Source organism: Maribacter sp. 4U21 (assembly GCF_002742365.1).
In the GTDB taxonomy this organism is placed as follows: Bacteria; Bacteroidota; Bacteroidia; order Flavobacteriales; family Flavobacteriaceae; genus Maribacter.
This window is the reverse complement of the sequence record NZ_MDGN01000041.1, coordinates 1-12,939: the sequence shown is the minus strand read 5'-3', so window position 1 is coordinate 12,939 and position 12,939 is coordinate 1. Positions and strand designations below refer to the sequence as shown.

At 36.8% G+C, this 12,939-nt stretch carries 15 protein-coding genes; 9 read left to right on the top strand and 6 right to left on the bottom strand.

Annotated features, from left to right (window positions below):
- The 4 genes from BFP77_RS08645 to BFP77_RS08630 form a co-directional block, all read left to right on the top strand.
- Positions 1–850, top strand: an 850-nt coding sequence (locus BFP77_RS08645) for a hypothetical protein (protein WP_218963465.1), incomplete at its 5' end; no start/stop codon positions are given.
- A 4-nt stretch (positions 851–854) separates the two neighbouring features.
- Positions 855–1,574, top strand: a complete 720-nt coding sequence (locus tag BFP77_RS08640; protein ID WP_099573639.1) for a heavy-metal-associated domain-containing protein — start codon at positions 855–857, stop codon at positions 1,572–1,574.
- Positions 1,575–1,583: 9 nt separating this feature from the next.
- Complete coding sequence (locus BFP77_RS08635; RefSeq protein ID WP_099573638.1) at positions 1,584–3,821, top strand: TonB-dependent receptor; 2,238 nt, start codon at positions 1,584–1,586, stop codon at positions 3,819–3,821.
- A 308-nt stretch (positions 3,822–4,129) separates the two neighbouring features.
- The gene (locus BFP77_RS08630) at positions 4,130–4,489 is read left to right on the top strand and encodes a heavy-metal-associated domain-containing protein (RefSeq protein WP_099573637.1); all 360 of its coding nucleotides are present in this window, start codon (positions 4,130–4,132) and stop codon (positions 4,487–4,489) included.
- A 105-nt stretch (positions 4,490–4,594) separates the two neighbouring features.
- Here the strand turns inward: BFP77_RS08630 and BFP77_RS08625 are convergent, their stop codons facing one another.
- The 6 genes from BFP77_RS08625 to BFP77_RS08600 form a co-directional block, all read right to left on the bottom strand.
- The gene (locus tag BFP77_RS08625) at positions 4,595–4,828 is read right to left on the bottom strand and encodes a hypothetical protein (RefSeq protein WP_099573636.1); all 234 of its coding nucleotides are present in this window, start codon (positions 4,826–4,828) and stop codon (positions 4,595–4,597) included.
- 308 nt (positions 4,829–5,136) lie between these two features.
- Complete coding sequence (locus BFP77_RS08620; RefSeq protein ID WP_099573635.1) at positions 5,137–5,826, bottom strand: CPBP family intramembrane glutamic endopeptidase; 690 nt, start codon at positions 5,824–5,826, stop codon at positions 5,137–5,139.
- Between the two features lie 46 nt (positions 5,827–5,872).
- Positions 5,873–6,292, bottom strand: coding sequence for a hypothetical protein (locus tag BFP77_RS08615; RefSeq protein ID WP_099573634.1), 420 nt, complete (start codon positions 6,290–6,292; stop codon positions 5,873–5,875).
- 215 nt (positions 6,293–6,507) lie between these two features.
- Positions 6,508–6,882: a hypothetical protein gene (locus BFP77_RS08610; protein ID WP_099573633.1), complete on the bottom strand. Its 375-nt coding sequence runs from the start codon at positions 6,880–6,882 to the stop codon at positions 6,508–6,510.
- Between the two features lie 21 nt (positions 6,883–6,903).
- On the bottom strand, positions 6,904–7,638 hold the full coding sequence (locus BFP77_RS08605) for a CPBP family intramembrane glutamic endopeptidase (protein ID WP_099573632.1): 735 nt from the start codon (positions 7,636–7,638) through the stop codon (positions 6,904–6,906).
- Positions 7,639–7,722: 84 nt separating this feature from the next.
- Positions 7,723–8,055: a hypothetical protein gene (locus BFP77_RS08600; protein ID WP_099573631.1), complete on the bottom strand. Its 333-nt coding sequence runs from the start codon at positions 8,053–8,055 to the stop codon at positions 7,723–7,725.
- 114 nt (positions 8,056–8,169) lie between these two features.
- Between BFP77_RS08600 and BFP77_RS08595 the strand changes: the two genes are divergently transcribed.
- The 5 genes from BFP77_RS08595 to BFP77_RS08575 form a co-directional block, all read left to right on the top strand.
- On the top strand, positions 8,170–9,456 hold the full coding sequence (locus tag BFP77_RS08595; RefSeq protein ID WP_099573630.1) for an HlyD family secretion protein: 1,287 nt from the start codon (positions 8,170–8,172) through the stop codon (positions 9,454–9,456).
- 14 nt (positions 9,457–9,470) lie between these two features.
- A complete protein-coding gene (locus tag BFP77_RS08590) occupies positions 9,471–11,627 on the top strand; it encodes a peptidase domain-containing ABC transporter (RefSeq protein ID WP_099573629.1) in 2,157 nt (718 codons plus the stop codon).
- Positions 11,628–11,629: 2 nt separating this feature from the next.
- Positions 11,630–12,247: a cysteine peptidase family C39 domain-containing protein gene (locus BFP77_RS08585; RefSeq protein WP_099573628.1), complete on the top strand. Its 618-nt coding sequence runs from the start codon at positions 11,630–11,632 to the stop codon at positions 12,245–12,247.
- Positions 12,248–12,300: 53 nt separating this feature from the next.
- On the top strand, positions 12,301–12,702 hold the full coding sequence (locus BFP77_RS08580) for a hypothetical protein (protein ID WP_257212915.1): 402 nt from the start codon (positions 12,301–12,303) through the stop codon (positions 12,700–12,702).
- A gap of 86 nt (positions 12,703–12,788) precedes the next feature.
- Positions 12,789–12,939: helix-turn-helix domain-containing protein (locus BFP77_RS08575; protein WP_143751881.1), on the top strand; the 151-nt coding region annotated here is incomplete at its 3' end.

The window sequence follows — 12,939 nt, the reverse complement described above, 5'->3', positions numbered from 1 at the left end:
ATATATATACATAGTACTATTTGGAGCACTTTTGGTCATCTCTTGTAAGCAAAAAGAGTCGCTCCCAAAAGAATGGGTCCTTTTGAAGTCTATCCAGCTAAATGAAGTAAACCCAATTGGCATTACCGAGCTAAACGGTAAGCTATGGCTTTCCGATGGAGACCATAATCGTTTGGTGCAAATAGATGAAGAAGGCAATATTGAACAAACTATAGATTCTTTGGAAAGACCTATGCATATTGATGCTGCAGAGGAAACCATTTACATTCCACAATACGGAGCAGATAACATTGTTATGTTGCAGTCCACAGAGCGTGGAGTGCTTGGTCTAACGGATAGTTTGGATGCACCAGCTGGTGTTTCTGTGTTAGGAAGAGAGAAAGCGATAGCCGATTTTTACAGTAATAGAATTTTATATTCCGACGGGAACAACTGGATATCCTTTGGAAAAGAAGGTAAAGCTAAGGGTGAATTCTATTACCCAACCGATGTGCAAATCACCGATTCCTTAATTTGGGTGGCCGATGCTTATAACAATAGGGTTCAAGCTTTTGACAAAAAGGGAAACTTTGTAAAGATGATGGGCCAAGATCAAAAGATGAACGCCGCAACGGGTATTTTTGTGTCTGACACCGAGGTGTTCGTGACCGATTTTGAAAATGACCGCATACTCATTTTTGACCATGATGGGAACTTGCAACAGGAAATCTCAAAGCATATTGAAAAGGCAACCGATTTAATGATTTTTAATGCGCAACTTTATGTAATCAACTATAGAAATGGTGAAATCAATGTCTTTGATTTTGCAGAAGTGACCCAACCAAAGGGGGCTCAAGAAAACAAAGAATAGTAATATGAAACATACCTATACAGTAACAGGAATGACCTGCAATGGCTGCGTGGCATCGGTCAGTAAATACCTGTCGGAAATTGACGGTGTTGAAAATGTGGCGGTAAATTTGGAAGCGTCGGAGGCTGTTGTTGAAATGAAAGAACATATTGACCTCGATACACTTAAATCGGCCTTGCCAGAAAAATATACCATTTCTAAAAAGGGAAAACTCACCATGGACCCATTGGCACAAGAAGATGAGAAATCAAAATTACAACAGTTAAAACCCCTAGTGCTCATTTTTGCCTATTTGTTTGCCGCTGCCTTCTTATTGAATTTTAAAGCATGGAGTACTTCTGAGGCCATGTTGGATTTTATGGGGCTGTTCTATATCGTGTTCAGTTTTTTTAAGTTACTCGATTTAAAAGGCTTTCCGGATAGTTTTCGCATGTATGATCCCCTTGCAAAAATACTTCCGGCATACGGTTGGGTGTATCCGTTTATTGAGTTGGCTTTAGGATTGTTGTTCTTAATGCGTTTACAAATATCCATAGCTTTAGTGGTAACCATACTTATTTTAGGAATTACCACCGTTGGGGTCACCAAAAGTCTGCTGGATAAAAAAAGTATTCGTTGTGCCTGTTTGGGAACGGCCTTAAAATTGCCGATGACCGAAGCAACCTTTATTGAAAATGCCATTATGTTGGTAATGGCTTTTGCTATGCTGTTACAACTAGTTTAAAAGGGAATTATGAAGCAGTATATTTTTGCTTTTTTGACATACATACCGCTTATCGCCGTGTCACAAGCTACATTACAAGGTGTGGTTATGGAACGGAGCGGAGACCAAAATAAGGTTTTGTCCGGAGCAAATGTATATTGGATGAACTCTCAGACCGGAACTATAACCAATGACGAGGGAACTTTTAGTATTCCCTATTCCAAGGTCTATAATAAATTAATAATCAGCTATGTGGGTTATAAAAGCGATACGCTTACCATTGCAAATGCGCAAAGGATAAATCACTTTTTAAGTCCTTCCAATCAACTGGATGAGGTAATTGTGCAACAAGAACGAGATGCGGTAGAGAAGGCATATTTCAGTGCTCAGAATGTGATAACCGTAAATAGTGCCGAGCTTTTAAAAGCGGCATGCTGTAACCTATCCGAGAGTTTTGAGACCAATCCCGCTATTGACGTGAACTTCTCAGATGCCTTAACAGGTACCAAACAAATTCAAATGTTGGGACTTACAAGTCCATACTTGTTAATTACACAGGAGAATATTCCTATGGTACGTGGAGCATCCCAAGCGTATGGACTCACATTTACTCCGGGCACATGGGTAGAGAGTATACAGATTACCAAAGGAGCTGGGAGTGTGGTAAACGGTTATGAGAGTATTTCGGGGCAAATAAATACCGAACTAGTGAAGCCTTTAACGGATAAAGCTCTATTTGTGAACGGATATGCCAATAGAAACGGTCGGTTAGAATTAAATACCCATAGTAATCACAAGCTTTCGGATAAGTGGAGTACGGGATTGTACGTTCATGGAAACTTAAGGACTCAGAAAGAAGATAGAAACGATGACGGTTTTTTAGATGCTCCTTTGGCGGAACAAATAAATATTATGAACCGCTGGCAATATCAAAATCCGGAAACAGGCTGGGTAAGCTTTGTTAATTTTCGCTTTTTGAACGATGAAAAACAAGTGGGCGAGGTAGTTTTTGACCCTGATGCCGATAGGTTTACCACCAATGCATGGGGCAGCGAAATAGATACCCGTAGGTTTGATTCCTCCGTTAAACTTGGGTATGTTTTTCCTGAGCTACCTTTTCAAAGTTTTGGTTTTCAAGCCTCGTATAGCAATCATCAACAGGAATCTTACTACGGATTTAATCGGTATGACATCAACCACAATAGTATCTACTCCAACCTTATTTTCAATTCGATTATAGGCGACACACGAAGTAAATTTAAAACCGGGCTTACATTTGCCCATGATACCTATGATGAATTGGTAAATACGCAAGATTTTGGAAGGGATGACACCTCCGGAGGGGTCTTTTTTGAATACAGTTATGAAAATCTGGAAAAGCTTAGCCTCACCGCAGGTCTTCGGGTAGATACACATAATCGCTTAGGCACTTTCGTCACTCCACGGCTACACATGCGCTATACACCGTGGGAACTAGGAAGCTTAAGGGCTTCTTTTGGTAGAGGTAGGAGAGCGGCCAATATTTTTGCGGAAAACCAACAGATGTTCGGCTCTTCAAGACAAATTCAGCTATTGGATACAGAAGGAAGTGTGTATGGCCTTGACCCTGAGGACGCATGGAACTATGGTGTAAGCTTTTTACAGGGTTTTTTGTTTTTGAACCGAAAAGGAAATATTACGTTAGACTACTATAAGACCGATTTTATAAATCAGGTGGTGGTAGATTGGGAGAACCCTAGAGCAGTTTCTTTTTATAATTTAGAGGGGAAAAGTTATGCGGATAGCTTTCAGGTAGAGGTAAACCAAGAAGTCCTAAAGAATCTAGAGGTCCGTTTGGCCTATAAATATTACGATGTGCAGACGGACTATAGAAGTGGAACCCTTCAAAAACCATTACAGGCACAGCACAGATTTTTTGTCAATATGGGTTACCAAACCAGCATAAAGGATAATGGTGCGCAGTGGAAGTTTGATTATACGGTACATACCTTAGGAGAGCAACGTTTGCCAAATACCGATGAAAACCCACCACAATTTCGACTAGGCGATACGGCGGAAGGATATAGTTTAATGAATGCTCAAGCCACTAAAGTCTTTTCCGACAGATTTGAAGTCTATCTAGGTGGCGAAAATTTGACTAATTTTAGACAAAATAACCCTGTTTTGGGTGCAGATAACCCTTTTGGCGAGAATTTTGATACAAGTATAGTGTTCGCACCCATTATGGGAAGAATGTTTTATGTAGGATTTCGGTTTAAGGTCCCCTAAAAGCCCCAGAAGGATGTCTTTTGGGTGGTGCTTGTTAATTTGTAAAAAGTGAAGAAGTAAAAATGTAAAATATTTTGGCTCCAACCCTCAGTTCAGGGGGAGGAAGGCATAGGTGTTGATTTGTGACTTATTAAGTTGAGTTTTGCAAAAGGGTTTTATCGGGCTTAAATATCAGACTTGGGTTAGTCAAAGTGCTTTCGAGAGGTAGTTAAGTTCAACTTAAAAAGTAAAGGCCTCCCTCCTAACAAGGAGGGATTGAGGGAGGTGTAAATATTAGAGATTAAATTAAAAGTAAAAATAGATATAGCATGAAAAAAATAGTTTTAGCCGTGTTAATGGTATTAGTAACAGGGGTTACTTTTGCCCAAGAAAAGAACAAAAAACTCACTATGGAGGTAGACGGCAAATGTGATATGTGCAAAACGCGCATAGAAAGGGCGGCCTTAGGGGTTAAAGGGGTAAAATATGCCATGTGGGATATTCCTTCTCATGAGTTGTCATTAATCATAGATGAGCGCAAAACAGACCCTATGCAAGTGAAGGCGGCTTTAGTTGCTGTTGGCCATGACACCAAAGAATTAAAAGCCACGCAAGAGGCCTACGACGGTGTGCATCCATGTTGCAAATATCGTGAGGACAATTCAGATGATAGTGGCAGGCATAACTAGAAATTAGTTCAATAGAAAACACAAGGTTAAAAAGCCACACTGAAATTTTCAGTATGGCTTTATATTTTAGGAAAAGAGCTAAAAACCATTCACAATAGAATCGTTTTAGTCAATGATTATTTCGTCTGCAAAAATCCATGAAGGTAATCCGGCGGCATGATGCCAGTAAGGCGTTCCAGTATTCTTTGCGACTGCCTTGATATACCTGAATTTTTGTGACTCCATCTCCAGATCAAAATAATGGATGTCGTTGACTTTGTACTGTATTCGTAAAGTGGTCACCATTAATTGGCCATCCTGGACCCGGTCCCGAGCAACCACCTCCACCACCACCGCCATCGTCCTCTCGAAAGAACCCTGGTGGCTGTTTCACACGCCAATGCCGACCGCGACCTCCTTTAATCTCTAACAACTCCGCAGTTTTAACAGCTTCAAAATCGTATAAACTTAATTTTTGTGTTTACATACTTTATGTATTTTATTTTAGTTAATAAGATTCTCCTTACATAAAAAATGCTCTTGTAGGATGGAATTGGACAAAAACTCGATAAAATACACGTATAGCCCACATATTAAAGAGGTTATAGAGAAAAAACCCAATTGGCTTATCTGGAAGGATATTGAAGGGATAAGCTTTTTGCATCCACTCAAACATATCGGGCATAAACAATAGCATTAAGTAAAAGATGTAAAATAATTGTGTAGGTAATATTCTTGTATTTGAACGCGATGAAAGATAAACAGATAGATGAAAAAAGTATTGTTATAGGATTATAAATAAATATATGTGATAAAGACCATAGAATGCCGTTTAATAACCATGCATATCTACCTATAGTTTTCTCTTGTATAGGTAATAAATATCCCCTCCAAAGTAGTTCTTCTAGGACTGAGCCAAAAAATACACCTATAAATAAGATTGCTAGTACCCAAAGCTCAATTTGGGCAGTTTGTTCATCGAAACCTGATAAATTTCTTTTATAAAGTATAAAGAATCTGTCAAAGAATGGTCTTAAAAAGACTTCAATAAGTAATGATGCGATAAATAACGAAATGGCTATAACAAATTCCTTTAATACAAATTTCTTTAATCGCAGTCTTTGTAATAGCCAAGGAATGGTTATTTTTTTTTTATGCTCTAGTTTTAAGAGTGGTAGTAACAATGTGGCAACACCCAAAGAAAAAATCCAAGCTGGCATCGTATATGCCAACTTGGAATATATCTCAAACGTAAAAACCGAAAACAATAGTTTTAGTGCAAAAAAGGAAGAAAAATAAGATATAAGTAGTGTCAAGATTAAAATCACAAAACCACTAAATCTAACTTTGTAAAGCATATTTTAATGTTTTATGGCTTTAAATGCATAACTATATTAGAGTAATTTAATTACAATTCGCTATTATATTATCCATATTAGGGGGTGCAGAATTAGAAGGGTTATTTACACCTGGCAAAACTGGCGGTAACGCTACAGGTAATCTGCTTTCTAATAACCACTCTGCAGATCTCATTGCATTATTTTGTAAAACTTCCATACCTTCCATAACCCAATCACCAAACTCACCTACAGGCTGCATCATATTTTTAAATGCGTCTACCATTCCCTGCTCATTGAAAGGATGTCCAGGTCCACAGCCACCACCACTACTACCTTGGCCATTACCGCCATTTCTATAATACTCCAATGTACTTAATTGTTTAAGCATGTTTTCCGTCTTACTACTTAAACCTCCCTTAACACTTAGTAATTCAGCGGTACCGACAGCTTCAAAATCGTGTAAACTTAATTTTTGTGTTTTCATACTTTACGTATTTTATTTTCGTTAATAAGATTCAACTTGCATAAAATATGCTATTGTAGGATGGAATTAGACAAAAATTCGATAAATACACGTATAGCCCACATATTAATGAGGTAATAGAGAAAAAACCCAAAAGGTTGGTTTGGGTTATATATAAGGAAAAACAAACCTAATGCTTAATCCAGCTATTTCAAAATCCATAAATGTATTCGATACTATTTTGATGTTACCCTATTTTGAACGGTAATATGCTTATTTAAGGTATACCGTAGTTTTTTGAGAGTATCATCATTATAATTTTGAAGTTTGATTATTTTTTCTATTCCATTATAATTGAAAGCCAATCTTATTTTATTTCTACTTGTTCCATTCCCGGCAAATTCCGCAAATAAAACTTTTAGGATAAAGTTTAAAATCAGAATAATCCAATTTATATTTTTCTCCCAGATAGTAATTTTTTTTATTTCAGCAAATTGATACTCTCCATTATTGCTTTTGTCAGAGTTGTCTTCTATTGTGAAGCTGTATGTTTCAACTACAAATTCTATTTTTGGATGTTTACTTAAAGGAAATCTCTGTTTAACATTCATAATGTGGTTTTATAAGGATCGTTAAGCTTGCTTAGCAAGAAATCTAATAGCAAAGAAGATCGAGAGAATTGAAAATAGTAGGCTACATATGTATGATACTAATCCAAAGCCGTTAGGATTATTTTCTAACAAATTTCCCAAATAGAATGTTAATGGATAGGCGAATAAATTAACAGTAACATGGGTTATTATGGCAAATAGAACATTACGAGTTTTACAATACACAATTCCTAAAACGATACCTCCAATAAAGATGGTAGTTGGGTTAGCAGACGTAGAGAGAATATGAGCGAAAGTGAATAAGGTAGCGGATATAATAACAGTCGTGATAATACTTTGTTTTAGAAGTAGTACCTCACAACATACTTTTCTATAAAACAATTCTTCGATTACTGGAATCAATAATATGGAGCCAAAAAAGAGAAAGTCGAGAACAGGTAATTCCTTACTGGCAAATATAAATTTTTCAACACCAATTATCGGTATGAAAATAATTGTTGAAATTGCCACTAGACTCAAACCTATGCTAATGGATGCCAAAACATAAAATAATTTCACATTCTTGTAAAGTTTTAAACTTACATTAAAATGCGTTGAACTAATCCAAATAATACTTAAATATAAGATAAGGTTAAAAATGAAGAGTAGCTCTTTTTGAAAAGTAAATGCTGAATTACTTAAGAATAGTTCAAAAAAGAAACTGATAACAAGAATAAATACTGTTACACCGAATAATTTAAAAACATTAAGCCTCATATATTCTTAAAAATTTATAGAAATGCTTCTTAACTTTTCTTTAAAGTAAAGGCTCAAAACAAATGTTTTAAGCCTTTAGCATAATTAATTACAATTGGAAGTCGGAGCCCAATACCCAGGCTTAAAACTAAAGGGAGTACTTGTGTTCAATCCTTGAGTAGTTAACATTTGAGATGGAACTCTACTTATTGCCTTGACAATCTGGCCAAAGACGGAGCCTGTTGCTGAACCACCTGTACTACTAGGATAATATCTTGGGCCTACTGCCTCAACAACTACCTCATCAGCATCATTAGTACCTCCAAAGCTATTTGATTGCCCGGCACAGCCACCACCACCGCCATCGTCCTCTCGAAAGAACCCTGGTGGCTGTTTCACACGCCAATGCCGACCGCGACCTCCTTTAATCTCTAACAACTCCGCAGTTTTAACAGCTTCAAAATCGTGTAAACTTAATTTTTGTGTTTTCTTACTTTACTTATTTTATTTTCGTTAATAAGATTCAACTTACATAAAATATGCTATTGTAGGATGGAATTGGATAAAAATTCGATAAAATACACGTATAGCCCACATATTAACGAAGTAATAGAGAAAAAGCCCAATTGGCTTATCCGTTTTGGGATAGGTGCCATGCTTTTTTTCTTGCTTTTGTTTTTTATAGCGGCTTGGATGGTAAGATACCCTGACGTTATCGTTGGTAAGGTGAATATAACGACGCCCAAACCACCCATAGATCTCACCGCAAGAATCAATGCTCCAATTGCTAAAAAATATGCTTTTCTGGAAAATGATACGGTTTTAAAAGGAGATGCCATTGTGTTACTGGAAAGTACGGTGTCTAACTATCAGGTGCAACAGTTGCATAAAGCTATTGATACGGATGTACGACCTAGCCGTGAAAAACAGGCACAAAAATGGTTGGATAGTTTGGGTAGCCTTCAGCCCTTTTATAATGCCTTTGCGCTTGCCCTCCTCAACCTTGAAAACTATGAACAGGACAGACCGCACGAGCAAAGGATAACGGCTCTCAAAAATATTCTGTCCGGTAATTTTAAAGGTTTGAAATTTTCAAATAATTATCTAAAAAGTAGTAAAAAAGATTATGATTCTAAAAAGATAGAATTTAAACGCTATGAAACGCTCTTTAAAAAGGGTGTTATCTCCGCTTCTGAGTTTGAGCAGACCACACAAACATTGCTACAGAAAGAAATGGGATTTGCCAATGACAATAAAAACCTGAATACGGCCCGTATGTCCATTGCCAATATAGAACGTGAAATCGTGGAGCTGCAATTACAGAAAACAGAATATGAACAACAACTACAAGCCGCTTATATTAGGGCTAAGAACGAAATAAAAACGCAATTGGAGCAATGGGAATATCAATACATGATAAAATCGCCGATAGATGGTCGCCTCTCCTTTTTTAACGAAATGAACGAGGGAGATTTCGTTACCGCTGGTGAACGTATACTGACCATTATTCCCTTTCAAAAACAAGAGATTCATGCATTAGGTATGTTCCCGGTTGAAAATGCCGGTAAAGTAGAAATAGGGAATAAGGTAATTTTAAAGCTAGATGCGTACCCCTATCACGAGTACGGAACTATTGAAGGTAATATCAAAAGAATTTCTGAAATACCGGTAGAGAACTCCTACAGTATTGTAATCGCCTTACCGAATGGTTTACGGACCAATTACGAAAAAAAGATAGTTTTTAAGCAACGGTTAAGCGCAACTGCCGATATAGTGACCAAAGACCAAAGTTTACTGCAGCGTATTTTTTATCAATTTGAAAACCTTTTTAAAAACTGACCCTTTAGCCATACATGTCTAAATTTAAAATATTTAAACAATTTGATAAGATGGACTGTGGTCCTACTTGTCTAAAGATGATTGCCAAACATTACGGTAAGGAAATAGCCTTGGATAAACTTAGGGAACTGAGCTTTATTACCCGTGAAGGTGTATCTCTTATGGGAATTAGTCACGCTTCTGAAAGCGTTGGTCTAAAATCTTTGGGTACACGGGTAGACTTGGATATGTTAGTCAAAAAAGCACCTTTACCTTGTATAATACCATGGGGTGATGCGCATTTTGTGGTGTTGTACAGAACGGATAAGAAGAATGCTTACATAGCGGACCCTGCAAGAGGCAGCGTAAAAGTATCCCACAAGGAGCTTAAAACGAACTGGTGTGGAAAAAATGACGATGGTATAGTGCTGTTATTGGAACCTACTCCTAAGTTTTACGATTTAGAGAACGAGCAAAAAGCAACATTCTCTCATTTTTTCAAATATTTCATACCCCATAAGAATTTATTGCTACAAGTTCTCTTTGCCATTATTTTTTCTAGTCTAGTAAGTCTGCTTACTCCGTTTATTACCCAATCTGTAGTTGATATAGGTATTCTGGGTAGAAATATCGATTTCATCTATTTGGTGCTTATTGCGCAATTGATGCTTACCATTGGTAGTACCGTAATATCTTTTATTCAATCTTGGATTTCATTGCATTTGAGCATCAGGATCAGTCTTGCCTTTGTTATTGGATATGTAGCAAAGTTAATGTCCATGCCCTTCACTTTTTTTGAATTGAAAACTGTTGGTGACATTTCGCAGCGTATTGGGGATAACTATAGAATCGAGAATTTTCTTAGTCAATCGATGTTCTCCGTAATTGTTTCCATTTTCAATTTTATTATATATACTGGTATACTGGCCTATTATAATTATCGGATTTTACTCATATTTTTAGCAGGTAATGCACTTTATATTGGATGGATAGTCCTGTTTTTGAGAAAACGAAGGGAATTTGATCATGAAGGCTTTAAAATCGCCGCCGATAGTGAGAACAAAATTTTACAGCTATTTTATGGTGCGCGAGAAATTATACTCAATAATATAGAAAAGGAGAAACGTTGGGAATGGGAAAGAGTACAGGCAAATAGCTATGAACTGCAAAAAAAGGTACTCCTTTGGGGGCAGTTTCAATCCTCTGGTGCATTGATTATAAATTCAATAGTAGGCGTTATTATAAGTATTACCGTTGCTACGTCCGTTATAGAAGGTGCCATGACATTGGGGATGATGATGTCGGTACAATTCATTATGGGACAGATACAGGCACCGTTAAGTTCGTTTTTGGGGCTGGCACACTCCTACCAAGATGCAAAAATCAGCTTAGAGCGCTTAAGTGAAGTCATAAATAAGGAGAAGGATACTGCTGCTACCTACAAAGCTTTGCCGAAGAACAGCGGAATTGTTTTGGACAATGTTTCTTTTCAATATGAAGGGCCACATTCTCCAAAGGTGCTCAATAATATTCGGTTGGAGATTCCGTGTAATAAAACAACTGCCATTGTTGGCGAAAGCGGGAGTGGAAAGACCACGCTGTTAAAACTTTTACTTAAACTATACCAACCCACGGATGGTGCGATAATGATCGGGAACGTAAATCTTAAATTTTTAGAGGATTACCATTGGCGTGAAAATATTGGGGTGGTGATGCAGGACAACTATATTTTTGCGGATTCCATTATAAATAATATTACTTTAAAGACCTATGAGCCTGTATCGTTAGAACGTGTTTTAAAAGTGACCCAACTTGCTAATATTGGAGATTGGATAGCAACACTTCCCTTACAATATCAAACAAAGATCGGGGCAGAAGGCGTTGGTCTGAGTCAAGGCCAAAAACAACGCTTACTTATTGCTCGAGCACTCTACAAGAATCCAGCATTTATTTTTTTAGATGAGGCCGCTAATTCTTTAGATGCAAAAAATGAAAAAGCGATTATTGAGAATCTGAGTGCCGCCACGGAGAATAAAACAGTTGTGGTTATCGCTCACCGTTTAAGTACCGTCAAAAACGCAGATAAAATAGTTGTTCTAGAAAATGGTATCATACAGGAAGAGGGTACCCATGATGAGCTTCTAAGGAATAAAGCTCAATACTATCACTTGATTAACACACAATTATCTTGATTATGTTTCAAAAAAAATCCGATTCTATTGCTGGAGTCTTGTTTGAACTTTTCAAAAATTTAGACATACAAATTACTGAAAAGTCTATTGAAGGAAAACTGTTGCAACATCCTCATTATCCTTCCCTTTTTTCAATATCTAATACCATAAGTAATTTCGGCATTCAAAATAAAGCGGTTAGAATTAGTACTGACCAGCTGATACAAATTGAAACTCCTTTTTTGGCTACCACAAAATTTGATGAAACTATTTTAGTAAAATCTGTTGAGACATCCACAATAAGCTATTATACGCATAAAGGTGGAGATGAAAAATCGAGTATAACGGCCTTTTTCCAACTTTGGAACAATATGGTCGTTTTGATGGATAACAAAACGAAAGTTATAGAAAATGGATACAGCAAGAAGAATAATTATGATAAGCTTTTACAGGTACGTCCGTTAGTGGCAATCAGTGCTGGGTTTTTTATATTACTAATGGCATCTTTGTCAGTTGGTGTAGTAAGTCAACTATTGTTTATTGTAATCAAACTTTGTGGTCTTGTTGTGTCGCTTTTATTGGTGGTAAAAGAAATACATTCAAACAAAGAGTATAGTTTCTGTAAAGCGAAAAAAAAATAGACTGTAATGAGGTCCTTAATTCTCCTGCCGCTAAAATATTTAGTTGGCTTTCCATGACTGATTTAGGCTTCCTATATTTCTCAGGGACATTATTAGCTTTGCTTCTTTCCTGTTTGGTTAGTTCAAGTATAGTCCATACAGTATTATTGGGAGTAGTGATATTGGCATTTCTGTCTATACCGTATACTATGTATTCCTTAGGATATCAAGCTTTTAAGATAAAAAAATGGTGCACTCTCTGTCTGGCAACAATTGCCGTTCTATGGTTAGAAGCAGTAGTTGGATATTTTTATATTTCTAGTGTTTCCTCTGATATGAATTTAGAAATACAAGGGGTTTTGCTTATGGTTGTTTCCCTTTTGATACCAACTGTAATATGGATGTTTTTCAAAAATATTTTGATTAAGGCAAATCGTTATGATGACTTGCGTTTTTCTTTTTTACGTATTATCTAAGTTCAAGTCATAAGTGCAACATGCATATTTAAAATACTTGGGGCTAGCCCCAAGTATTTTAGGTTCAATATTTATATTGATCTTGCATGAAACATTACAAACAATTGACCCTATCTCAAAGGTATCAAATTCAGAGTCTTTTACAAGTCGGATTTACTCAAACCCAAATCGCATTAGAATTAGGCGGTAATAAAAGCACTATTAGTCGTGAGCTTAAGCGAAATATCCCGACAAGAG